The organism is Sporosarcina sp. P37, assembly GCF_002109365.1.
Taxonomy (GTDB): domain Bacteria; phylum Bacillota; class Bacilli; order Bacillales_A; family Planococcaceae; genus Sporosarcina.
Genome location: NZ_CP015349.1, coordinates 728,560 through 753,089 on the forward strand (window position 1 = coordinate 728,560; position 24,530 = coordinate 753,089).

General features: G+C 45.6%; 24 protein-coding genes and 1 riboswitch. Of the genes, 5 read left to right on the forward strand and 19 right to left on the reverse strand.

What is annotated here, in order from left to right; all coding sequences use genetic code 11:
- Positions 1-78: 78 nt before the first annotated feature.
- The 8 genes from ribH to cyoE form a co-directional block, all read right to left on the reverse strand.
- Positions 79-546, reverse strand: a complete 468-nt coding sequence (gene ribH, locus SporoP37_RS03820; protein WP_085430307.1) for a 6,7-dimethyl-8-ribityllumazine synthase — start codon at positions 544-546, stop codon at positions 79-81.
- A gap of 13 nt (positions 547-559) precedes the next feature.
- Complete coding sequence (locus tag SporoP37_RS03825; RefSeq protein WP_085430308.1) at positions 560-1,753, reverse strand: bifunctional 3,4-dihydroxy-2-butanone-4-phosphate synthase/GTP cyclohydrolase II; 1,194 nt, start codon at positions 1,751-1,753, stop codon at positions 560-562.
- 14 nt (positions 1,754-1,767) lie between these two features.
- Complete coding sequence (gene ribE / locus SporoP37_RS03830) at positions 1,768-2,412, reverse strand: riboflavin synthase (protein ID WP_085430309.1); 645 nt, start codon at positions 2,410-2,412, stop codon at positions 1,768-1,770.
- A 3-nt stretch (positions 2,413-2,415) separates the two neighbouring features.
- A complete protein-coding gene (gene ribD / locus SporoP37_RS03835; RefSeq protein WP_085430310.1) occupies positions 2,416-3,504 on the reverse strand; it encodes a bifunctional diaminohydroxyphosphoribosylaminopyrimidine deaminase/5-amino-6-(5-phosphoribosylamino)uracil reductase RibD in 1,089 nt (362 codons plus the stop codon).
- Between the two features lie 144 nt (positions 3,505-3,648).
- Positions 3,649-3,798, reverse strand: a riboswitch (FMN riboswitch).
- 55 nt (positions 3,799-3,853) lie between these two features.
- Positions 3,854-4,966 (reverse strand): o-succinylbenzoate synthase, encoded by a 1,113-nt coding sequence (menC, locus tag SporoP37_RS03840; RefSeq protein ID WP_085430311.1) that lies wholly within the window; start codon positions 4,964-4,966, stop codon positions 3,854-3,856.
- A complete protein-coding gene (locus SporoP37_RS03845) occupies positions 4,956-5,801 on the reverse strand; it encodes a GNAT family N-acetyltransferase (RefSeq protein ID WP_081242408.1) in 846 nt (281 codons plus the stop codon). Before SporoP37_RS03845 ends, menC begins: the two co-directional genes overlap by 11 nt.
- 11 nt (positions 5,802-5,812) lie before the next feature.
- A complete protein-coding gene (locus tag SporoP37_RS03850) occupies positions 5,813-6,940 on the reverse strand; it encodes a M20 peptidase aminoacylase family protein (protein WP_085430312.1) in 1,128 nt (375 codons plus the stop codon).
- A 120-nt stretch (positions 6,941-7,060) separates the two neighbouring features.
- Complete coding sequence (cyoE, locus tag SporoP37_RS03855; RefSeq protein WP_085430313.1) at positions 7,061-7,972, reverse strand: heme o synthase; 912 nt, start codon at positions 7,970-7,972, stop codon at positions 7,061-7,063.
- Positions 7,973-8,520: 548 nt separating this feature from the next.
- Here cyoE and SporoP37_RS03860 point away from each other — a divergent pair.
- The 3 genes from SporoP37_RS03860 to SporoP37_RS03870 all read left to right on the forward strand — a co-directional run bounded on the left by SporoP37_RS03860 (position 8,521) and on the right by SporoP37_RS03870 (position 11,714).
- Complete coding sequence (locus SporoP37_RS03860) at positions 8,521-9,513, forward strand: ABC transporter substrate-binding protein (RefSeq protein ID WP_081242411.1); 993 nt, start codon at positions 8,521-8,523, stop codon at positions 9,511-9,513.
- Positions 9,514-9,621: 108 nt separating this feature from the next.
- On the forward strand, positions 9,622-10,482 hold the full coding sequence (locus SporoP37_RS03865; RefSeq protein ID WP_081242412.1) for an ABC transporter permease: 861 nt from the start codon (positions 9,622-9,624) through the stop codon (positions 10,480-10,482).
- A complete protein-coding gene (locus SporoP37_RS03870) occupies positions 10,479-11,714 on the forward strand; it encodes a quaternary amine ABC transporter ATP-binding protein (RefSeq protein ID WP_085430314.1) in 1,236 nt (411 codons plus the stop codon). Before SporoP37_RS03865 ends, SporoP37_RS03870 begins: the two co-directional genes overlap by 4 nt.
- Before the next feature lie 43 nt (positions 11,715-11,757).
- Here the strand turns inward: SporoP37_RS03870 and cobT are convergent, their stop codons facing one another.
- The gene (cobT, locus tag SporoP37_RS03875; protein WP_232329801.1) at positions 11,758-12,816 is read right to left on the reverse strand and encodes a nicotinate-nucleotide--dimethylbenzimidazole phosphoribosyltransferase; all 1,059 of its coding nucleotides are present in this window, start codon (positions 12,814-12,816) and stop codon (positions 11,758-11,760) included.
- Positions 12,817-12,984: 168 nt separating this feature from the next.
- Between cobT and SporoP37_RS03880 the strand changes: the two genes are divergently transcribed.
- Positions 12,985-13,485 (forward strand): ferritin, encoded by a 501-nt coding sequence (locus SporoP37_RS03880; RefSeq protein ID WP_081242414.1) that lies wholly within the window; start codon positions 12,985-12,987, stop codon positions 13,483-13,485.
- A 12-nt stretch (positions 13,486-13,497) separates the two neighbouring features.
- On the opposite strand, the gene SporoP37_RS03885 is transcribed toward SporoP37_RS03880, so the two are convergent.
- From SporoP37_RS03885 to SporoP37_RS03900, 5 genes are all read right to left on the reverse strand, one after another.
- Positions 13,498-13,710: a cysteine-rich CWC family protein gene (locus SporoP37_RS03885; protein WP_081242415.1), complete on the reverse strand. Its 213-nt coding sequence runs from the start codon at positions 13,708-13,710 to the stop codon at positions 13,498-13,500.
- 16 nt (positions 13,711-13,726) lie between these two features.
- The gene (locus tag SporoP37_RS16845; RefSeq protein ID WP_153721827.1) at positions 13,727-13,876 is read right to left on the reverse strand and encodes a hypothetical protein; all 150 of its coding nucleotides are present in this window, start codon (positions 13,874-13,876) and stop codon (positions 13,727-13,729) included.
- A gap of 15 nt (positions 13,877-13,891) precedes the next feature.
- Positions 13,892-14,890, reverse strand: a complete 999-nt coding sequence (locus tag SporoP37_RS03890) for an Era-like GTP-binding protein (RefSeq protein WP_099662773.1) — start codon at positions 14,888-14,890, stop codon at positions 13,892-13,894.
- Positions 14,891-14,998: 108 nt separating this feature from the next.
- On the reverse strand, positions 14,999-15,556 hold the full coding sequence (locus tag SporoP37_RS03895; RefSeq protein ID WP_085430315.1) for a DUF420 domain-containing protein: 558 nt from the start codon (positions 15,554-15,556) through the stop codon (positions 14,999-15,001).
- A 59-nt stretch (positions 15,557-15,615) separates the two neighbouring features.
- Positions 15,616-16,515 carry a LysR family transcriptional regulator gene (locus SporoP37_RS03900; protein ID WP_085430316.1) on the reverse strand — a complete coding sequence of 300 codons (900 nt, stop codon included), beginning with the start codon at positions 16,513-16,515 and terminating at the stop codon, positions 15,616-15,618.
- Positions 16,516-16,646: 131 nt separating this feature from the next.
- Between SporoP37_RS03900 and SporoP37_RS03905 the strand changes: the two genes are divergently transcribed.
- Positions 16,647-17,618, forward strand: coding sequence for a DMT family transporter (locus tag SporoP37_RS03905; protein ID WP_081242418.1), 972 nt, complete (start codon positions 16,647-16,649; stop codon positions 17,616-17,618).
- Positions 17,619-17,766: 148 nt separating this feature from the next.
- On the opposite strand, the gene SporoP37_RS03910 is transcribed toward SporoP37_RS03905, so the two are convergent.
- From SporoP37_RS03910 to argJ, 5 genes are all read right to left on the reverse strand, one after another.
- The gene (locus SporoP37_RS03910) at positions 17,767-19,383 is read right to left on the reverse strand and encodes a methyl-accepting chemotaxis protein (protein ID WP_085430317.1); all 1,617 of its coding nucleotides are present in this window, start codon (positions 19,381-19,383) and stop codon (positions 17,767-17,769) included.
- 225 nt (positions 19,384-19,608) lie between these two features.
- Positions 19,609-21,150, reverse strand: a complete 1,542-nt coding sequence (locus SporoP37_RS03915; RefSeq protein ID WP_081242420.1) for an S-layer homology domain-containing protein — start codon at positions 21,148-21,150, stop codon at positions 19,609-19,611.
- A gap of 286 nt (positions 21,151-21,436) precedes the next feature.
- Complete coding sequence (locus tag SporoP37_RS03920; protein ID WP_085430318.1) at positions 21,437-22,567, reverse strand: acetylornithine transaminase; 1,131 nt, start codon at positions 22,565-22,567, stop codon at positions 21,437-21,439.
- Positions 22,564-23,325, reverse strand: a complete 762-nt coding sequence (gene argB / locus SporoP37_RS03925) for an acetylglutamate kinase (protein ID WP_232329802.1) — start codon at positions 23,323-23,325, stop codon at positions 22,564-22,566. Before argB ends, SporoP37_RS03920 begins: the two co-directional genes overlap by 4 nt.
- The gene (gene argJ, locus SporoP37_RS03930) at positions 23,306-24,529 is read right to left on the reverse strand and encodes a bifunctional ornithine acetyltransferase/N-acetylglutamate synthase (protein ID WP_081242423.1); all 1,224 of its coding nucleotides are present in this window, start codon (positions 24,527-24,529) and stop codon (positions 23,306-23,308) included. Before argJ ends, argB begins: the two co-directional genes overlap by 20 nt.
- Between the last annotated feature and the right edge of the window lies 1 nt (position 24,530).

A 24,530-nucleotide genomic window follows, 5' to 3' on the forward strand; every position in this document is an offset into this window, starting at 1 on the left:
TTTTTTGTACGCATAACCAGTAAAAAGGCAGCCCTTTGAAGTCAAATTACTTCTCGGGCTGCCTTTTCTATTTACTTATCAGCTGAACTGCTTCGTCAGGTTCGCCATCTCAATAGCGGACACCGCCGCATCCCAGCCTTTGTTGCCAGCTTTCGTGCCTGCACGCTCGATGGATTGCTCAATTGTATCTGTTGTCAGAACACCGAAAATTACCGGTATACCGGATTGCATGCTTGCCTGCGCTACCCCTTTTGCCGCTTCACTACAGACAAAGTCGAAATGCGGAGTCGCGCCCCGGATGACTGTGCCAAGCGTGATAACCGCGTCATACTTTTTAGAGTCTGCCATTTTCTTCGCGATCAGCGGGATTTCAAATGCGCCGGGCACCCATGCGATGTCCACATCCGCTTCAATCACACCATGACGTTTAAATGCATCCTGTGCGCCTGACAGCAACTTTCCCGTGATGAATTCATTAAACCGTCCTACAACAATCCCTACTTTTAGCCCTGTACCTACTAAATGTCCCTCAAATAAATTACCCACGTTCCATCTCTCCTCATATCGTTAGTAAATGACCAAGTTTCTCCGCTTTTGTATGCAAATATTTTTCATTTGCTTCATTAAAAGGCAGCTGAATCGGCACTCGTTCCACCACTTCGAGTTCATACCCTTTCAAGCCCGCGATTTTCTTCGGATTATTCGTCAATAAGCGCATCTGACGAATACCGAGTTCCCGAAGTATCTGTGCGCCAATGCCATAATCCCGTAAATCTGCCGCAAAGCCGAGCTTTTCATTGGCTTCGACCGTATCATACCCTTGTTCTTGCAGTTCATAGGCTTTCAGTTTATTGATTAAACCGATCCCTCTGCCCTCTTGGCGCATATACAATAAAACGCCGCGCCCTTCCTGTTCGATCTGCGATAGCGCCGCCTGAAGCTGCGGTCCGCAGTCACAGCGGCAAGAGCCAAACACATCACCCGTCAGACATTCTGAATGAACTCTTACTAAAACCGGTTCATCCGTCGTGACGTCACCTTTGACCAGCGCCACATGTTCCTTGCCGGTAAGCGTTTCTGTATAGCCCGCCATGCGAAACTCTCCGAAGTCCGTCGGCAGCTTAATCTCCGCTTCACGCATAACCAGCTGTTCCCGCTGCAGACGATAATGGATCAAATCCTGAATTGTAATTAATTTTACATCAAGCTCTTCAGCCATCTTACGCAGTTCGGGAACTCTTGCCATCGTTCCGTCTTCACTCATAATTTCACAAATTACACCCGCCGGCGCACTGCCTGCAAGCCTTGCCAAGTCTACCGCAGCTTCCGTATGCCCTGTACGTTCAAGCACGCCGCCTGACTTTGCAACGAGCGGGAAAATATGTCCCGGACGCTTGAATTCACCGGCTGCTGCATCAGGTTCCATCATTTTTACAATGGTATCCGCCCGTTCAAATGCACTGATGCCCGTATGTGTAGTGCAGTGATCGATACTGATCGTGAACGCCGTGCCGTGTGAATCCGTATTATGATCAGTCATCATCTGTAAACCAAGTTGTGCAGCTTTTTGTTCTGTCACCGGCACACAAATCAATCCGCGGCCCTTCGTTGCCATGAAATTAATGATTTCAGGAGTGACCCCGTCAGCCAGTGCCACAAAGTCCCCTTCGTTCTCACGGTCTTCATCATCTACTACAATAACCACTTTCCCCTGCCGTAAATCTTCTAACGCTTCTTCAATTGTATGAAACATCCTCTTTCACTCCTTTACATGAATCCGTGCTGTTGTAAAAAATCTTTCGTCATCGTCTGACCGCTGTCCTGTCTTTTCTGCAGCATGTTCTCCACATACTTCGCAAGCATATCGCATTCAAAATTAACCGTGTCCCCTGCCTGTTTTTTCGCGATGACAGTCATTTCCTGTGAGTGCGGAATTAAAGAAATTGTGATGTCCGTATCTTTTACTTCAAAAATTGTCAATGACGTCCCATCCAACGCAATGGAGCCTTTAGTCAATAGGTACTGCCCGTATTGTTCCGGCAGCGCCAATCGTATATATAACGCATTATCGACCGTGCGTTTTTCCCGAATGATGGCGACGCCGTCTACGTGGCCCGTCACAAAATGACCGCCTAATCTCCCGTTCGCTGCAAGTGCACGCTCCAGATTGACCGGACTTCCTGCGGACAATTGCCGCAATGATGTGGATGCCATAGTTTCCGGCATAACGTCTGCTGCAAACTGGTCTTTAGTAAAGTGTTTGACTGTCAGGCAAACGCCGTTGACCGCAATACTGTCACCTAGCTGCACATCTGTCAGTACGGTCGATGCACCGATCGTCAGCGTCATCGATTGGGCACCAGGCTGTATATGTTTGACAGTGCCAATCTCTTCGATAATTCCTGTGAACATTGCTCAATCACTCTCTTTCGGTACCGCTATGATTTTAATGTCAGGACCGACCATTTCCACACTTTCGAATTGCAGCGGAAATGCATCATTCATCAGCTTTGGATCCAATCCGCCGATAGGAGTCAGCGAACTGATGCCGCCAAGCAATTTCGGTGCAATATAGCAAATGACTTTCTGAATTGCACGCGCTGTAACGAATGAAGAATTAATTGCCGCACCGCCTTCTACAAGCAGTGTCATGATGCCGTGTTTTCCCAGTTCCAGCAAAACTTCTTCTACTGTCAGTTTCGGGCCGGACATACGAATGATTTCGACATGCGGCTTAGCAAGAAGTGCTTCACGCGTGCTTTCCGCGTGGCTCCCGCAAAAAATCCATGTAGGTGCCTCGTCGTTTTGAATAACCTGACTATGTTCGGGTGTTCGTAAAGATGTATCTAAAATAACTCGAATAGGATGTTTTCCACCTTGGGGCAGTCTGGTGGTGAGAAGGGGGTTATCGTGAAGAAGCGTTTGAATACCTACTAAAATTGCGTCTTGCGTATGGCGAAGCCGATGAACGTCGAGCCGTGCCTGCTCACTCGTCACCCATTTGCTGTCACCTGTTGAAGTTGCAATCTTACCGTCTGCTGTCATAGCTGTTTTCATTGTCACATGAGGTGTTTTTGTTCGAATAAAATGAAAAAATGGTTCATATAATCTTTGTGCCTGTTCCAGACAAAGGTCCGTTGTTACTTCTACTCCGGCTGTACGCAATTTTGCGATGCCCTGTCCTGCAACGAGCGGGTTTGGATCCGTTATGGCTATATAGACATGGCGGATACCCGCCTGAATCACAGCGTCAGCACATGGTGATGTCTTGCCGGTATGCGAACAAGGCTCGAGCGTTACGTATAAATCTGCTCCTTGCGCCTTCGCACCTGCCATATCAAGTGCCACCCGCTCTGCATGACGCTCTCCCGCCTGCAGATGCGCACCCATTCCGATAATTCGGCCGTCTTTTACAACGACAGAGCCTACCGGAGGGTTGGGCGAAGTCTGACCCACCACGTTTTCTGCGAGCGACAAAGCGATTTCCATATATTTTTGACCCACTGCACAACACTCCAACTGCTGTATTCCTCTAGTGACAATTCCGCATACAAAAAGCCCCGCAAACTAATTATGCGGGGCTTGAAGTCATGACAAAATAAACGTTATAAACAGTGATGAAAAATCATCACGTGCAGTATAAACGCATTGTTCCTTCTCTCATCCAGACTTTAACTGTCGGCTTTGGAGTTTCACCAAATCCACCTTCCGCTTTTCACAAAGCGTCCGGGTCACGGACTAAGAGCTTTTCAGCTCATCACCGCCGGTAGGGAGTTACACCCTGCCCCGAAGGAAACATATTCGATTACTAAGAGTCTAGCACAAATCATTATAAAATAACAATACTGAATATTTATTCAGCTGAAAATACCCATTTGTCCACTGTAAAACGGTCGATTGCGTCCATATCTGGTTGATAACCGATGCCATCTTGTTCCGGGACAGTAATATACCCATCTTCCGCTACGACCTCGGGGAGGATAATATCCTGTTCCCAGTAGCGTGAAGAGCCTGCCGTATCGCCCGGGAGCGTGAAATTCGGCAGCGTGGTAAGGGCTACGTTTTGCGCCCGTCCAATTCCCGATTCCAGCATGCCGCCGCACCACACATCTATACCTTTTGACGCACAGTAATCGTGGATCTTCTTCGCTTCCGTCAGACCGCCTACCCTGCCGATTTTAACATTGATGATTTTACAGCTGCCAAGCTCCACCGCTTTGCGCGCGTCTTCCAATGAATGGATACTTTCATCGAGACAGATCGGCGTCTGTATTTGTTGCTGCAATTTGGCGTGGTCAATAATGTCATCTGATGCAAGCGGCTGTTCAATCATCATCAGGTTGAATTGATCCAGTTCTTTCAGCATTTCCGTATCATCAAGTGTATAGGCTGAGTTCGCATCTGCCATGAGCGGAATGTCTGGAAATACTTCCCGTATCGCACGAATGACTTCCACATCATAGCCCGGTTTAATTTTGACTTTAATGCGCTTATATCCTTCTTTAATAAACCCTTTGATAGTTTCCAGCAGATCTTCCACATTCTCTTCAATGCCGATGCTGATCCCCACTTCTATCCGTTCCTGCTTTCCGCCAAGCGCCGCAGCAAGTGTCATCTGGTGATGTTTGGCGTACAAATCCCATACAGCCCCTTCAATCGTTGCTTTGGCCATATTGTTTTTCCGGACAGATGCAAAATAACTGCTCACCTCATCAGGATGTCCGATGGTCTTCCCAAGAATTGCCGGTATCAAAAAATCACGAAGCATATGAATGGTCGTTTCTGTCGTTTCTTCACTGTACCACGGTGCAGTAAATGCAACCGACTCTCCCCATCCTTCATGTCCGTCAAGATCTTCCACTGTCGCCAGCAGGAAGTCCTTCTGCTGAATCGTTCCAAAACTCGTGGTGAAGGGATGTTTCATCGTCATATTCATTCTGCGAATTGTAATTGTATTAATTTTCATTGGATACGCTCCTTTCATTCTGCAATGGAATAATTGACCGCTTGCAGAAACGGTAATATTGCACAGATTCTTCCGTTCTGCGCACATCGATTAGTGCGAATCCTTCCGCACACAGCTGCTGAAATACTTTTCTCGTATGCATCCGCCATTCATAAGCCAGTTCAGGATCTTCATTTTTTATTAATTGAATATGTTTAGGAACAGGAACTTCGATCGCGTCTGCCACTAACCATTCATCTGATTGCGGCATATGGAGAACAGGATGCGAGTCACTGTGTAAGTCCGTATAAAAAGGACAGCTGTACACAACATTCACAGGCTGCCACTGATCCAAAACACGCGGACTGTCAATCCACCACGCCACTTGAAAACGGTCAGTGGGCAGGCCTTTATTCAGACCGTCATCCATTTCACCATAACAATTAACAATATAGTCATAGCACACGCCGTACAGTTTGGAAGTATTTAAATAGGCATTGCGGCTTTCCAGCGGATCGAATGTCCAGACGATCAATTGATAGCCCATTTCCCTCGCCAGACGGAGCTGTTCATCTTTCAGCTGCTTGCCAATTCCCATCAGCTGAAACTCCCGATCCACCGCCAGCATATGAGAGCACAAATATACTTGCCCATCTGTAAACCCTGCGAAGCTGTATGAATAACCGATCATCCGCTCTTTAAGGAATGCACCAACAATCAGCCCGCCGTTTTTCACTGCCGTAATGGTTTGGTGGACAGGGATCGGCTCCATACCCCAGATTTGCCTTTCCAGTTTCTGCATTTTGAGAATCTCTTCAACAGCCGTCACTTTTCTGATCTGTATGCCGGTCGTCATAACGTCACCCCCTATTTTCTGGATTGGAATGCTAATTCAATGGCTGCAGTCAGGATTTCAACACCCGTTGCCAGCGCATCCTGATTAAAGGTCATTTGCGGATGATGAAGCCCCGGCGTTAAGCCGCAGCCAAGCCCCAGCATTGTACTTTTGACCGACGGACGGTGCACCGAGTAAAAATGAAAATCTTCTCCCCCCGGCGTAACGATCGTGCGAATCATCCGCTCTTCGCCAACTACTTTGGTGATCGCCTGCGCCATCAGCTCTTCGGCATCTGAATCTACTTCCGCCGCCACCATTTCGGCCATCACTTCATAATCAATTTGCACATCATACTGTCCGGCGACAGCGCGGATGACCCGCTCCACCTTTTCATACAGTTCTTCCATCACACTGTTTTCTTGCGCACGTAAATCCAGACTGAACTTTGCGTTCCCCGGAATAATATTCGCAGAGTCGCCTCCCGCCTGAAACATCGTCATCTTTGCAGTATGGGAAATCACCGGATTACAATGAATGGACTGCAGACCGCTGACTAATGAAGCCCCGACTTCAATGGCATTTTTCCCTTGATGAGGCCGCGCGCCATGTGCGTCCGTTCCTTTTATTGTTCCGCTGATCATTTTCGCCGCGCCATGACGCAAAGATGCGGCAGAGGAGCCGTCATCGAGTTCATCCGCCGCCCGTACGTGCACTCCAAACAGATAATCCATATCATCTATAATACCTTGGTCAAGAACCGCCAATGCGCCTTTGCCCTTCTCCTCCGCCGGCTGGAAGAATACTTTCAGCGTTCCCTTCTTTGGAATGCCTCGCTCTTTCGCCAGCAATAGTGCGCCGATTCCCATCGTCATATGACCATCATGGCCGCATGAATGATTCGCCTGATAGACGCCATCCACTTCCTGCCACAGCGCATCAATATCTGTGCGTAAGCCAACTACCGGACTGCCTTCGCCAAGCGTTACCGACAGCCCCGTCATACCGTCAAATAAAGAAACCGTAAATCCTTCACCTTCCAAAAACTCCTGCAAATATCTTGTTGTCCCAGTTTCCTGCCAGCTGACTTCAGGATGACTGTGCAAATATGTAAACACTTGATCTAATTTCGGTTTCAGCAGCTGTATCTGTTCTCTCATCCAAATACCCCCTCAGTAACTTTCAGGTTATGCAGTGCCGACTGTTACTACCCAACAATTCTAACATAAAAAAGACTCCCCTATCACATCGCGTGAAGGGAAGTCTTATGCGCTATTCAATTAAAATGTCCAGAGAATCATCATGCCGAATAATAACGTCATGTAGTTTACTGAGTATAAAAACATGAAATTGGCCCACTTGTAGTCATCTTTTGCATAAAAACCATAGACGCTTGCCGCAATATAGCCGATATTCATGAGTGTCGCAATCGCAATAAATGCCGTGCCGAACATCGTCAATAAAAACGGCAAAGGCAATAAGCACATAACATATACAAGCATTTGGCGTTTCGTGAATTCAAAACCGTAGATAACGGGCAGCATAGCGACATTTGCCGCACTGTAATCTTTATACTTCTTCATGGCAATCGCAAAAGTATGCGGCATTTGCCAAATGAACAAGATCACACATAATACAATCGGCACTACATGATTCGCCGGCGTAATTGCAGCCCAGCCAATCAATGGCGTTACCGCCCCCGACACACTGCCAATTACCGTATTTAATGTATATTTACGTTTAGACCACATCGTATAGGGTATTACATACGTAAACCATCCGATGAATGCATAAATCGCAGCTTCAAATGTAGTGAATAACAGCAATACCATTCCAATCGCCGACAACACCAAGCCGATATTCAATACAGTTTTTAAAGCGAAGCTTCCAGTTACAGTCGGACGCTGTTTCGTTCTTTCCATTACCTTGTCTATATCGGAATCAAACCAGTTATTCATTACAAGCGCACCGGCAACCAGCAGCGTGCTGCCGATCATAGTCAGCCAGAACACACTCCAGTTCCCCGTGAGTGTCATGCCCGAAAAATGCAGCGCCAGCCAAAACCCCGCAAAAACCGGCAAAATATTTGCAATAAGTACAGGTCCTTTGACTAAAAATTTAATATCCGAGAAGAAGGTAGACGCCGAGCGGCTTTCTGAAGTGCCCGATACAATATGAGCTTCTTTCGTCATAGAGTTCCGTTCTCCTTTTACGTTACATTTCATTTATGTTTCTATTGGTACTTCTAACTATATCATTTTCTTAAATACAAAATCAAAAAAACATGATAATTCCTTACAAACTGTTACAGAACTTTGTCTGTACAGCAGTATACCATGAAAGCACTGACAAATTTACTTGCTCTTTTTGTCAGTAAATGACTGAACATCAGTACGTCAACTTCCCCTATTATTCGACATAAGGAAATCCTATACCCCTTATAGGATAACGCCTTCATGTATACACCTGTGAAAGGTGCACCCAGCTTACTGTATTCATCACAAAATCATATAAAAAACGCTTTCAAAAGCCCATAGAATCAGTAGTTTTCTAAATAATTAAATTGATATTAATTTAATTATCCTGTAAACTTGTGTAATGGTATCGCGAAAAAAGAATGATGGTTTTTCCTTGATCTCTTCATTCGCCCTATTCTTTTACTTGTGGCGGTTTTTAAGAGATCCACGAAAAAAACAGCATTTCGTGATGAAAAAATATATAGTAGAAGGGGTTTGATTTTTTGAGAAAATTTATGATGTTTTTCTCCATTTTCACATTACTGCTTTTAACAGCCTGCGGTAATAGCGCCAGCAAAGATTCTATCAGCGTAATCAAACTGGCAGATGCAGGATGGGACAGTATGCGTGTGCATAACAGCATTGCACAAATCATCTTAGAAGAAGGCTACGGATACGATACTGAAATAGTAAATGGTACATCTACTGCTGTGTTTCAGGCATTACAGCAAGGGGATATTCAAGTCATGACGGAGGTCTGGTCTGAAAACCTTGGTGAAGCGTATACAAAAGCTATTGATAACGGCGACATTGTAGACGTTGCAACAAACTTCGACGATAATGCGCAAGGTTTATATGTTCCGACATACGTCATAAAAGGTGATACCGAGCGCGGAATCGAAGCAACTGCACCCGATTTGAAAACTGTGAAAGATTTGGAGAAGTATCCTGAACTGTTCAAAGATCCTGAAGATCCTAAAAAGGGCCGGATTATCGGCGCACCTTCAAGCTGGGTAGTCAGCAAACACTTAGAGGAAAAGATAAAAACATACGGCCTGGACAAAACATTTACGTACTTGGCTCCAGGTTCAGACTCATCTATCGTGGCGGATTTGGCAAGCGCATACAAAAAGGGTGAGCCATGGGTCGGCTACTATTGGTCCCCTACTTGGGTCACTGCTTCCTACGACTTAACATTACTGGAAGACGAGCCTTTTGATGAAGCTGTCTGGGAAGAAAATAAAGGCACTGAATTCCCTCCAAATGATGTCGTGGTCGCTGTCCATAAAGATTTAGAAACACAAGCTCCTGAAGTCGTCGAGTTCTTCAAACATTATGAAACGAGCAACGACTTAACAGAAGAAGCATTAAATTATATGGGCGAACATGAAGCGAACCCTGCTGACACTGCAAAATGGTTTATGAAAGAACATGAAGATCTCTGGACTTCATGGGTGCCTGAAGATATTGCAGAGAAAGTAAAAGCAGCACTGTAAGAATCATAGAATTCGGGGTGGCAGCAATCCGCTCCGCCCCTTTTTTATTTTAGAAAATTATAAGCAGAGAAAGAGAGGGACAAGCTAGTACGGCCTAGCTTATTGCCTATGAATGAATTCCCCAATATTAGAATACCTGTAGGAGATTACGTGGAAAAGTTTATCGATTTTCTTGCGATGAACTTCGGCTGGCTGTTTGATTTTATCTTCACTATTGCTTCCACGACGATCCGTACTATTGAAACAACTTTACTGGCTACACCTTGGTGGGTCATCATGATTGTGGTGTTCCTACTCGGCTGGTATTTTAACACTATTCTCAGCGGACTCATGTTTGCTGCATTTATCTTTTTGATTGGCTCCTTCGATTTATGGGCCGATACGATGACAACTGTTGCGATTATCGTAATCTCTGTTGTCCTTTCCCTTGCTATCGGTATTCCGGTCGGGATTCTGATGGCGTTCAGCAAAACATTTTCTGTCATAATGCGTCCGTTGTTGGATGCTATGCAGACGATGCCAACGTTCGTTTATTTAATTCCCGTTATTTTCTTCTTCCCGCTCGGGAACGTACCCGCAATTATCGCGACTATCATTTACGCATTGCCGCCTGTTATTCGTTTAACAGAACTCGGAATCCGAAATGTAGACTCCGAAGTCATTGAATCAGCAGAGTCTTTCGGATCTTCCAGAAATCAAATGTTAGTCAAAGTACAGCTGCCGCAAGCACTGCCGACTATGATGGCAGGGATTAACCAAACCACTATGATGGCTTTGTCCATGGCTGTTGTCGGTTCCATGGTCGGAGCTCACGGTTTAGGGGAGCGCGTACTGTACTCAATTAACCAAATTAATATTTCATTAGGATTTGAAGCAGGAATCAGTATCGTATTCCTGGCGATTATTATTGACCGTCTGACAAACGGAGTGGCTGAACGCCTACAAAGTACAGGGAGGAGATCAGCATGACCGTTAAAATCAAAGTAGAGAATGTCACCAAGATTTTTGGTCCCCGCCCCAAGAGAGTTGTACCTTTAATTGAAAAAGGTGCTTCCAAACGGGAAATCCTTGATAAAACTGGACATACAGTAGGTGTCTACAACGCCAATATGGAAATTATGGAAGGCGAAACGTTCGTTATTATGGGCTTGTCAGGCAGCGGTAAGTCTACCCTGATCCGGTGCTTCAACATGCTGAACAGGCCGACATCAGGTGCAATTTATGTAGATGGAGAAAATATTGTTAAATACAATAAAGAACAGCTGAAGTTCTTCCGTCAGAAAAAAATTGCGATGGTTTTCCAGCATTTCGGTTTATTCAGCCATAGAACGGTAATGGAGAATATTGAATACGGTCTGGAAATTCGCGGTTTGTCGAAAAATGAACGACGGGCTATAGCGCAAAAGCATATTGATACAGTCGGTTTGAAAGGCTATGAAAATCAATATCCTGATGAATTGTCGGGCGGTATGCGCCAGCGTGTAGGGATTGCGCGTGCATTGACGAATGATCCCGATATCCTGCTGATGGACGAGCCTTTCAGCGCGCTCGATCCGCTCATTCGCAGAGAAATGCAGATGGAGCTTCTTGATATTCAAACGCGACTGCAAAAGACCATCATCTTTATTACACACGATGTCAACGAAGCATTCCGCATTGGAGACCGTGTAGCGGTAATGAAAGACGGCAACGTAGAGCAGGTCGGCACTCCCGAAGAGTTATTGGAAACGCCGGCGAATGATTATATTATCGATTTCACACGTGAAATTGACCGTTCAAAAGTTCTTCAGGCTGAAAATATCATGTCTAAACCGTTAAGTGTCATGAACGGAAAAGACGGTTTGCATGTAGCGATTAAAAACATGGAAGAACACGGTATTTCCAGTGTCTTCATCACAAACCGCGAACGGCAGCTGCTTGGGCTAGTGACGATTGACGCTGCCATCGAAGGTGTGAGAATGAAAAAAACATTGGATGAGGTCATGACGACAGACGTCTTAACCGCAAAACCAGAAGAATATGTACAGGACATTATTCCGAGGGTATTGGGTTCTAAGTATCCGCTCGTCGTAGTAGATGAAACGAATCGAATTGAAGGTATCATTTTACGCGTTCATGTACTTTCGAGCATTATCAGCAATCCAGCTAATGATCACGCTGATCCGATGGAAGCGGAAGACACAGCAACTGTATCTGAATAAAAAACAGGGAAGAATGGATGACAATCCGCTCTTCCCTGTTTTTTTATTCGTTCTTTCCCGAAACGCCCGCACTTTCAAATGTCGCCATTTCGTTGACCATTCGGACTGCTGACTGAATAACACTGTACGCAACCGCCGCCCCCGTCCCTTCACCTAACCGCATATCGAGCGAAAGAACCGGTTTCTTACCCAAATATTCAAAAGCCTTTTGGTGGCCCGGCTCCATTGATTGATGGCCAAGCAGCATATACCCCGCCGCACCTTCACTGATCGTCTCCGCCGCACAAGCCGCTGCAGTAGAGATAAAGCCGTCCAGAATGACGGGTATACGCTTAGACGCCGCCGCGAGCATTGCCCCTGACATAGCTGCAAGTTCCAGCCCGCCCACCTTACGCAGGACATCATAGCCGTCAGAAGCGACAGGCTGATGACGGTTTAACGCCTCCCGGACAACGGTAATTTTGTGCAGATGCTGTTCGGATGAAATTCCTGTACCGTAGCCGACAAGTTCTGCCGGATCAATTCCTGTGATGGCCGCTACAACGGCACTGCTTGTCGTCGTATTGCCGATTCCGACTTCTCCGACAACCAGGCAATCCACACCTTTTTCGAACAGGACAAGCGCCTCTTCAAAGCCCGTTGATATTGCCTTTTCCACTTCTTCTTGCGTCATTGCTTCCCTATGCAGAAAATTATCCGTCCCCTGGCGGATCTTGCGGTCAAGCACCGGCTCCGTAAATGCAGCTCCCATGACGCCTACGTCCACTAAAGTAAATTCAGCTTGCTGCTGTCTGCCGAAAACATTGATTGCTGCACCGCCTCCTGCCATATTACTGACCATTTGACGAGTGACTTGCTGCGGAAATGCTGAAATCCCTTCCGCTGTAATTCCGTGATCGGCAGCAAAAACGAGAATGCCGAGCTGATTTAATACTGGTTTCTTCCGGCCTTGTATTTCAGCTAATGCAATGACGATTTCTTCGAGTTTGCCCAAGCTTCCAACCGGCTTTGTCAGCGTATCCAGATAAGCTTTCGCTTCCGCTCCCGCCTGCGCATCGAGCGGTGATAGTGTAAACTGCTTCATTTCATTACCTTCTTTCATGTGTTGAACATCCATTGATCTTAGTTCATTTATCAGTATATCAATAGATACTATAAACTATCTAACTAAAGAATCAGTATGCAAAAAATGTCGTTTCCAAGTATACTATAAGCAGCGCACTGATTTATACTGCGCTAAGTAAAATTACTGGTAAAAGGGGCGATACACATGATCAGCGAAAATCTGGCACAGGCATTGAACGAACAGATGAATAACGAGTTTGCAGCGGCACAGACGTATTTATCAATGGCATCTTACTGTGAATACCGCAATTATAGCGGATTCGCACATTTTTATCTTCAGCAGGTAGAAGAAGAGCGCCATCATGCGATGAAAATCTATTCCTATTTGAATGACCGCGGAATTCGTGCAATTATTACAGCAACCCCGGCTCCGGAAACTTCATTTGACAATTTGGTGCATACATTTGAAGTGGCTTTATTACAAGAAAAAGAAGTGACAAAATCATTTTATAGGATTATGGATTTGGCATGGGAAGAAAAAGAGCATGCCACCATTTCATTCCTGAACTGGTTCCTTGATGAACAAGTTGAAGAAGAAGCTACATTCGACAGACATATTGAGTACTTAAAGCGGATTCGTGAAGATAAAAATGCGTTATTTATTTATGAGAAAGAATTGGCAGCACGAACATTTGAGGCAGAATAAAAAACAGGCAAGCTAGCGGTCTGCTGACCCCTTGCTTGCCTGTTCCATCTCTGTGATTCTGTGCAGACAGCGTTCACAAATACAGTTCTTATACAGGTATTCTTCTGGTATTTGGCGAAACACTTCTTGCGGGAATGCTTTCTCCGTACACCAGCAGGTTCCTGTTTCCTTAAACCCGCTGCCGCAGTCATTATTCCCCTGGCAGATTGGACAGGTGTCCTGCATAGTATCTCCCCTTGTTTTACAGACGGTGCTTGTCCAGCTCGGCCGTTTGTTTTTTTTCTAATTTCTCCACACGTTCTTCCAGTTCTTTATTTCGTTTCATGCTTTCCATGGAATACAGCCCTGCGAGTAATGCGACCACAAATGTTGCATAGTTAAACCACTCCATACAGCCCGCCCCTTTTTACTTTTGTTTTTTCAAAAACGTTTTATACACTTTCTTTAATGTGTCGGGTGTGAGTTCCATATCATTTTCATACATGTATTTGACCGCATAACCGAGCGCTACCGTCATGGAACCCGCCACGCTTGCCGCCGCAATCATACCCGCACCGGGAATCACTTTGACAATCTGCCGGAACGCAGTTTTACCGATATTGCCGACGATCGTTGCAATGATCAGTTCTTTCGCATGATCTTTCGTAATCGGCTTGCCGTATAATGCGGATAATTTAAGCATAAGCCCTACCTGCAGCGTCGTCAGCGGCACAAAATCAGCTCCCGGAATAGGCGCTGCACCGATCGCAGCCGCGGATGCACCCGCAGCCAAAATCCAGCGTTTAGCTACGGAAGACTTATCTGCCATATTGGCTGCCAGCAATAGATCTTTATTAGCCATTTTCAATTGCTGCAAGATTTCCTTTTGTAAAAACTCCATCTGTTCCCCTGTTTTTGAGGAGATCGGAATGACAGGATAGGCAAACCCAGTATGCTCCAAAATATAGTTCACTAAACTTGGCACGTCATCTGCTGCGTCGATTTTATTTAATACTAAGATGATTTTCTTATTGAGTGTGGCTATCTTATTTAGTGATTTCAATTCGGTATCTGACAATACTGTGCCTGCTGCATTCAAAAAGAACAGAATGACATCTGCCTGATGATAAAACTTCAATGTTTCCTGAGAATGCTCCTGATTGATATCATCGAGTCCGGGCGTATCGACGAACAAAATATTCTCCCGGTAATAAAACTTTTTCACTTCCGTCGTTTCCCCTGGCTGCGCCCCTACTTCCGCCACGTCTTTTTGCATGAGACGATTCAGTGTGGATGATTTCCCTGCATTGACATCTCCAATCATGGCAATCAGTATTTCCTTCTTTAATTGGTCGTTAATGAGGTCGGATTCCTGTTTAAAGATTTCATCAAATGATTCGTCTGACATAAAGTTCGGTGTTTTCATTGTATCACTTCCTGTCGTGTAATTTGACTATTCAGATTAAGAGGTTGTGAAAAAGAGCATCAGTCATCACCTTCTTCTGACCGATGCTCTTGCTTATTTCCAGCTGACTTAATAATAAGGCGAAATTAGGATATACACAAGCACTCCCGTGAAACTGACATACAGCCAGATCGGCATAGTCCAGCGGGCGATTTTGCGGTGACGGTCGTTTTCCATATTCCATGCCCTTGCAACGCTTGTTAATGCGAGCGGAACAATTGCCGCAGCGAGAACAATATGCGAGAACAGTATGAAATAATAGAAGCCCGCCATAAAGCCGCTTCCGCCAAACGGAGTGGACTCTGATAAAAAATGATAGGTTACATAAGTGACCAAAAACAAAGCTGTAGTTCCAAAAGCTGCGTAGATAAAACGCTGATGCACTTTGACATTCTTCTTCAAGATGGCAATCAGTGCGCATACGAGAAAGATGAAAGTGAAGCTGTTAAATATTGCATTCAATAAAGGCAGAATTGTAATATCGAACGCAGTGAAATTGTCTACGCCCGGCATACCCGCCAAAACACCGATTGCACCGATGAGAATGACCGAGATAATGATGATCGCCGGACGGTAATTGCGTTTCCTGAACGTTCCGGATACATTTGTCTGATTACTGTAATTCATCTATTGACACTCCTACTCCTATATTCATAACTACCCTACATCGTACCATACGTAACGCATCATTCAGTTGATAATTGTGTCGATTTATGAAATTCCATTTCATTTTCATCTCTGAATTCATCTATTACTTTAATAAACTTTTTAATGGTAGGTGTCAAATATGAATCGGCGCGCCGAACGAACACTGTTTTAATCCGGCTGTATTTTGGCGGCAGATGATAACAATAGACCAGCCCCTGTTCAACGAGATGCGAAACCGTCGACATCGGAACAAATGTCACACCAAGTCCTGCGGCGACACTTCCTAGAATTGTCTCAAGCGTTCCAAACTCCATCATTTTCGTCGCTTTAAACTTTTCGTCCTCCAGCCATAATTCCAAACGCGCCCTGTAACCGCAGCCTTTTCTGAAACATAGAATTGGTTCATCTTTAATACCCTCAATGGATTGGAACGGTTTATTCGACAATAACACCAGTTCTTCTTCCAGCACATCATGTACGGCAAGATCAGGATGGGTAGTTCCTTCAGAAATAAATGCTCCATCGAGCTGATGATTCAGAACTTTATACTGGAGCCGCTCTGTTACGCCTGTCAGTAAAGAGATATCGACCTGTTTGTATTTTTTATTGTATCTGGACAGAATAATCGGTAATTTGATGACGGTTTCGACAGAACCAAGTTCCAATTTCCCAGATGGTTCCTTGTCGTTTTGCACGACTTTTCTCATTTCGTTGGTAAGAGATAGGATTTTCTCGCTGTATATGAGCAAGCGCTTGCCTTCGGGCGTCAGAATCATTCCCCGGTTATGCCGGTTGAATAAAGGTGTTTTCAATTCGGTTTCAAGCTTCTGTATACGCGACGTAATATTAGATTGCACATAGCGAAGTTCTTTCGCAGCGGCGGTGATAGTCCCTTTTTCTGCTACCATCTGGAATATTTCCAAGTCTTTAAATTCCATAGTCACCCTCCTGCATAGTCTGTTATCTCCATGATATCATTAAAATCGATAGTAGTCATCATTATAATTCGTTTTACGTGATGTCGAAAGTGTAGTTAACTAGAGGTAGTACTTCAAGGAGGCTTACTTTGATGAAAAACAAAATTATCTGGGGTGCATTTCTCTGTTTTATTGCAGCCGCGTCATGGGGTGCGATGTTCCCTGTTGCCAATAGCGCATTTAACGCCATTGATCCATTTTATTTTACATTGATCCGCTATGTATCGGTAACTGTTCTATTAGTAATTTTATTGCTGTGGAAGGAAGGGAAACAGGCTTTTCGTTTCGAGAAAAAAGGACTTTCGCTTTGGTTCTTCGGAACGATGGCATTCGTTGTTTATAATCTATTTATATTTTGGGGCCAGGACTTGATGGGTGAACCGGGTGTGATGGTGGCATCGATTTCTGAGGCAATGATGCCGATGATCTCCATTGTCATTGTCTGGATGCTGAGCCGGCACAAGCCGCATGGTTTTACACTTACTTGCGTATTCACAGCATTTGTCGGTGTCATGCTTGTTATTACGAAAGGTGATCTCCGGACGTTTTTGACGGCGACTGACGATATTATTCCTTCACTGCTCATATTCATCGCTGTAGTCGGCTGGGTGATTTATACGATGGGCGGCAATCATTTTAGTGAATGGTCCGCACTGCGGTATTCTACGCTGAGCTGCCTGCTCGGTACAGTAACAGCTGTCGTGGTAGTGTTCTTTGTTACACTGACAGGCTATATTTCAGTTCCGACTGCTGAGACGCTGCAGACTGTGACGCCGCATATGCTGTTTATGATTGCTTTCCCCGGTATTATTGCATTGCTCGGATGGAATGTCGGAGTACGTATTTTATCTCCATTAAACGGTTTGCTGTTCATTAATTTTGTGCCGGTAACAACGCTGGTTATTTCGTTTGTGCAAGGGTATCAGCTGACTGTCTTTGATTATATCGGCACGGTGTTTATTATTGCATCGCTTCTTGGAAACAATATCTTTCTGCGTCTTCAGGATAAGCGGAAGGCGGAAGAGCTGCAATATAAAAAACATAAAGTTCAGCCAAGTTTGTAACGAATACATTCGGAATAGAAAATCAGTTCCATCAGAAGATTTGAGGGAATCATGCAATAAAAAAACTGAAGACAACGTCCTGACTAAGGATACGTCTTCAGCCCGGGCAGGTGACCGATCAGTCAGCTGCCCTTTTTTTATGATGACGCTAGAATTTAAACCGGTGAACGATGCGGTTCAGAGCTGCTGCCTGGTCCGTCAGTCTCACAGCATCGCTTGCCAGCTGCTGAATGCCTTCTACTTGTTCGTCCATGCCGGCTACTGTCTCTGTGACACTTTCCGTAAACTGTTCAGAGATTTTAGTAATTTGTTCTATGATCTTTTCAATCTGTTCGCCGTCCCGCATTAGTTCTTCCGCGTGGCGGCTGTTGCTGCTGACCGCTGATTTCGTCTCAACTACGGCTTCATTCATTAGATTGATGGACTGCCCCGCCACTTTGACGATTTCCACACCTTCTTGGATAGTCGCTGTATTGGATTCAACTTGCTCTACTGCATTCTTGACTTCATGATTGGTATGTTCAAGTGTCCGTACTACATCATTTGCAAAGTCGTTCGTTTCTTCCGCGAGTTTCCTAACTTCATTGGCAACGACCGAAAAACCACTTCCGGCTTCTCCGGCACGCGCAGCTTCTATGGAGGCGTTTAACGCCAATAAATTTGTTTGTTCCGCAATCTTGGTAATGAGGGACACTTTTTGGATCACTTGATTAATATCATCCGCCACCCGCATGATTTTTTGTGAAGACATATGGACAGCATCATTGATTTGCTGCATTTTCTCTTCTGTTTCTTCAATGGCCTGATTCCCTTCCGAAGCAGCGGCGGAGGCATTTTCTGACACAGCAAGCGTCCGCTGAATTCGTGCCTCCATTTCACGAATACCCTGCATCATTGTTTGTACCATGGCATTGGCTGATTGTAGAGAGGATAATTGCTGTTCGGTTCCCCCTTGGAAGTTTTGCAATGTTTGTCCATAGGAAGTAAACACATCGGACAGCCGATTTGCTTCCGATGCCTGCACTTCACTGATACGATCCACGACTCCTGATGAATGATCGAGTTCAGTGACGATATTTTTTGTGCCGATTACGATTTTATTGATTTCAAAGCCGATTTGATTAAATTCAGATCTGGATCGCTCTGTAACTTCCGCCGTCAGATCACCTGCAGAAATTCTTCTGGTCACTCTGCGCCACGAACGAATCCCTTTCATGACAATGCTGTATAATCCCATCGTGAAAATTCCCGACAGAATGAGTGAAGTGACTGCGAATACCGCCCCTTGTTTCAGCGATAAACCATACATATTCGCAATAAACGCCATGGCGGCGGCAGGCAACAGAATCGCCGCTACCGTGCCAAACAGAATATATTTCTGATGGTTGATCCTGCCGAGGCGCAAGGTAAATTGTTTGCCGTCCGCCCTTACGATGGGCGCCGAAGCATCGATAAGCCGCTCCCCTGATTGCCGATCGTATACTTGGAGCAATGGAGTCTGCGTGTTCGCTGCTTTTAAACCGATGGCATCAGAAAACACAGTGCCTTCCCATAGGCGGTTGGTGTGAATATAGCTGCGTCCTGTTTCATCTACAATGACGAAATATTCATCATCGCCCAGATGATCATCAAGCAGCTGATGGAGACGCTGATAATTTACGGAAAAAGACTGCTCATTTTCAATTAATGGCTGAATACGTTTCGTAACTTGCTGCACTTTGCTTAGTGCTTTTCTCGCGGAGGGTGTTTTTAACAGTTTATCCAATGACTTCACCTCATTCAGTTCTTATATACTATATCTCGAATATATCACAGAATAAGAGAAAGGTCACAATTTATTTTATTATCAGTCATTTGTTCCATCGCAAAATAAGCGCTATGTAAATCTGCATTTTACCGCTCTAGTAGCGATGGTTATATTTACCGTTCCCTAAAATTTATTAACTATAGAATTATTAAAAAGTGCACAGAACGGATCTGTGCACTTTTCTCATTGAAGATATCTTCTCGCCGAAATGTATTCGGACTTATATGGCTCTGTTGTGATAGGAATGATTTCCACTGTGCGTTTCGGATTCGGCGCATGGATCATTTGACCGTTGCCGGCATACATTCCTACGTGGTGGATGGCTCCTTTGCCTTGATTATAGGCAAAGAACAGTAAATCTCCCGGCTGCAAGTCTTTTTTCAGCACTTTTATGCCATTTGCCGCCTGTACAGAAGCATCTCTTGGTAAGCTGATGCCGTGCTGTCTGTAAACAGAGTAAGTGAATCCTGAGCAATCCAGCCCAAAGCCGGAAGTTCCTGCCCATAGATAGGTCAGCCCGTCAAACAGTTTGGCTGTATCAAGGATCTGCTTCGATGTCGGCTTTGGCATACTGCCGTCAGCACCAGCCAGTTTTGCTGCATTCCTGTCGATATACTTCACACCGTCAGCGGGCGTCTGCACAGCAAACCGGGTATCTGTCACTTTCACAACGGGCAGTGCCGTATTGAAGCTGATTGTCCGGAATGGTTTTTTACCGTTCTCATCATACGTTAGGTCCGCTGATTTCGCATTGACCATGGCCGTATCGCATGTTGCATAATTGGGATACACTGCGGCCAGATGGTTCTTGGGCATCCAGCCCGGATAACCCGCGGCATGCTTCGGCGAGCTTTGATCGGGCACCGCCACTTTCACCCAGTCCCCTTTTGTCTGCAAAACTTTTACTTTTTGTCCGTAAAGTGCCTGTGTTTCTAATTTCCCGACGAGCCACTGCTTTTCGCGCAAGCTCATGGCAGCGACCCATTTTGTAATGTCAGGTGTTTTCGCGACAGCAAACGCATCTGCGGGACGAGTCTTTCCCGGTTCTTTCCAAAGTGTCGCGACAGGCACATTGACAATTTGCTCAGATGTGTTGTCCGGCTTATAGCAAGCGGGCTGCTCTCTGAATGCAGGCTCCAGAATACGGGCAAGAAACACTGCGAAGTGCGCACGGGTCAAAGTTTGATTCGGTTTAAATGTATTATCTAGAAATCCAGTCGTGATTGCATTCGCAAATAACACCTGGATATCCCGAAGCGCCCAATAAGCAGCAGGCACGTCACGGAATCTGTATGCCGACTTGCCTGTCAGATCAAACGCCCGAATAAATACTGCAGCCATTTGTCCGCGTTTCAAGTACCCATTCGGCTGAAATTCTTTTTTCTCATTGCCCATGAAAATCTCTTCATCGGCCATGGCCGCGATCAATGCATATTGCGGATGTGACTTGCTGACGTCAGAAAATTTTACATCAGGCCGGTTAGTTAACGGCAGCTTTAGTGCACGCTGAATCATTCCCGATGCTTCCAGACGTGTAATCGGTTCATTGGCACGAAACTTGGTGTTCGGCTGTTCAATGATGACGCCACGGTCGGCCAAGTATTGAATTTCAGCAGCTGCTGAGTGCTGTGAGCTGACGTCCTGGAAGGCTGCAGCGACGGATGAATCAGGAAAAGCAGATACGGCCAACAGGATTGCCAGCAATAGCCCGCAAATTTTTTTCAAGTGAAGACACTTCCATTCTATTAAATTGATTTGCCTTAACTATACCTGAGCAATATTTCTTTGTATAGAAATAATTCTAAAAAGTGGCACTTTCTCCTGAGCGAGGCGGATGCTGCAGGCAATGCTGGCATCCGTACGTTATAACGCTGAAGATGCTATGTGCCCCGCTTATGCCCTCGCATGACCAATCACGCAAAAAAGATGCCCCGTGAAGTTTTGTAACTTCACGGGGCATCTGTAAACAATATGAATAGCAGTTCACCGACTGCCTTAATTCATGTATTGGTTACGTTAAGACGTTTTTCAAAATGGCTACCGCCTGATCAATTTCTTCTTTAGAAACTGTCAGCGGAGGCAACAGACGGATGACATGGGTTCCTGCAGGCACAAGCAGCAGGCCTTGTTTTTCGGCTTCTTGAATATACGGCCCAATCTCTTTGCTGGAATGGATACCTATCAATAAACCGTTGCCCCGAACGGTATATTTTCCGCCGGGCAATTCAGCCTGAAGCTGTTTCTTGAGGTAGGCTGCATGTTCTTGAACGTTTTTCAGGAAAGCGGGATCAAATACATGATCAACTACGGTTTGTGCCACAGAGACAGCCAGCGGATTGCCGCCGAATGTTGTACCGTGTGAACCCGGTCCGAATGTATCGAAAAACTTTTCCCCTGTCAGCAATGCACCGATCGGGAAACCGCCGCCAAGCCCTTTTGCAAGAGAAATGATATCCGGTTTCAATGCAGTCTGTTCGTACGCATAGCGGGTGCCTGTGCGGCCAATTCCAGTCTGCACTTCGTCGATGATCAGAAGAATGCCGTGTTCTCTGCACGCTTCCATGATTTCCTCTGCAAAAGCCGGTTCGACGGAGTTGACACCGCCCTCAGCCTGAATGACTTCAAGCATGATTGCGGCAACATTTCCATTCACCGCCTGCTTCAGTGCAGTCACGTCATTAAAAGGCAACGCTTCAAAGCTCTCGAGCATCGGGCCAAAACCTGCCTGAATCTTATCCTGTCCGGTTGCTGACATTGCGCCGAACGTCCGGCCGTGGAATGACTGTTTGAAAGTAAGGATCAGATGCTTCCCTGTATGTTTTCTTGCCAGCTTGATTGCAGCTTCATTCGCTTCCGCACCGCTGTTGCAAAATAACGCATAGGACAGGTCAGTATGTTTCGTTAATGATTCTGCAAGCTTTTCCTGCTCAGGACTTTCAAATAGATTTGAAATATGCCATAGTTTTTCACTCTGTTCCTGCAGCGCTTTGACAATCGCAGGGTGAGCATGACCTAAGCTGACGACAGCTATGCCGCTCGTAAAGTCCAGGTACTCTTTCCCTTTGTCGTCTGTCACGATGGTACCCTGTCCTTTGACGAGATGTACCGCGCGTCTTGCGTAGTTATTAAATAAAGAAGTCACACAATTGCCTCCTCATTGGTAATGACCGTGCCGTTTAACTGCTGACCAACAATCTGTACCGACGGAATCCCCGCTTCAAGACAGTCAATCGCCGCCATTACTTTCGGAATCATTCCGCCGTATATCTCCTCGGTCTTAATCCAGCCGCGAATAGCTTCGGGTCTTACTTCTGCCTGCGGTTCATCATGAATTCTGATTCCCGGTGTATCGGTCACCAGCAGTAAACTTTCCGCATTCACAGCCAATGCAATCTGACTTGCGACAGTGTCCGCATTGACATTCAAGGCCTCTCCTGAAGCAGTCGCGCCGATACAGGAAATGACAGGAATCACACCTGCATCCAGCAATGTATCCAAAATGTCCGTCTTCACTTCCCGGATTTCCCCTACATAGCCGTATGTTTCGAAATCCAGCAGATCACATGTGAATAAATTTGCATCGAATCCGCTTAAACCAACTGCCTGTATCCCTTCTTGATTGAAGCGGTGGACCAGCGCGGGGTTGACTTGACCAATCAAAATAGATTGCACGATTCCAATTGCTTCTGCAGACGTGACACGAAAACCGTTCACTACTGTTGAAGCGATTTCCCGCTCTGCCAGTTCCTGATTAATATTCGGGCCGCCTCCATGGACGATAAGTAATTGTATGCCATCTGCCTGCATTTCTTTCACGCGATGGAAAAATGATTCGCTCAGCTCGTCCAGCATGCTGCCGCCGAGTTTGATAACCTGCCGTTTAGGTACGGTAGGTTGCATTGATTTGAACGTAGTCATATGTCAGATCGCACCCCCATGCTTTTCCCTGGCCAGTTCCCTCGTTTAACTCAATCGCAAATTTCACTTCATGCTGCTTTAAATAAACCAGAAGTTTTTCTTCTGAAAATGGAATCGGTTCGCCGCCGTCTACTACAAGCGTATCACCGATATAAATTTTGATGTCTTCCGGGTTAACTGTCGCGCCGCTGTAGCCGACCGCCGCAATAATTCGGCCCCAATTGGCGTCGCAACCGAATACTGCTGTTTTGACAAGCGGTGAACCTACAACGGATTTTGCAATCTTTCGTGCTTCTTCATCAGTTGCCGCACCCGTTACTTTTGTTTCAATCAGCTTCGTTGCACCTTCGCCGTCTTTCGCAATCATTTTCGCTAAGTCACGCGAGACAGCGTGTACTGCGTCAACAAAAGATTGCCATTCAGGATGGTCAGGCGTCAACGTTTTATTTCCTGCCATGCCGTTTGCCATAACCAGCACCATATCGTTTGTTGAAGTATCCCCGTCAACTGTAATGGAGTTGAACGTCACATCAGTAACATTTTTTAAAGCAAGCTGCAGATGTTCTGATTCGACGTTTGCGTCGGTCGTGATGAATCCAAGCATAGTCGCCATATTCGGCTCAATCATACCTGAACCTTTCGCTACTCCCGCCACGATGACTTCGCGGTCATCAATCACTGTTGCATACGCTGTATTTTTTGTTACGGTATCCGTTGTCAAGATCGCCTGCGAAAACTGAATCGAGCCTTCTAAAGTATCCATAGGATTCAGTTTTTCAATTCCGGCCAGCAAAGGTTCCATTTTCATTTGTTCACCAATGACGCCTGTTGAAGCAACCCCGACCAAGTGCTGATCAATACCTAAGTGTTCAGCCGTTTTTTGCTGCATCGTAATTGCATCTTTCATGCCTTGTTTGCCTGTGCATGCATTCGCATTGCCCGAATTAATGACAATCGCCTGCATTTTTTGTGTCTCATACACAACTTGCTTTGTGACCTGAAGCGGAGCTGCCTGGATTGCATTCGTTGTGAAGACACCCGCTACACTCGCCGGCACTTCGCTGACCAATAAAGCCAGATCATTCTTCTTATGCTTCAGTCCGCAGTGAATACCGACTGCTTTATATCCTTTTGGTGAAATGATATTTTTACGCGAGATGCGCTTCATGCTTTCGATGGTTTCCATA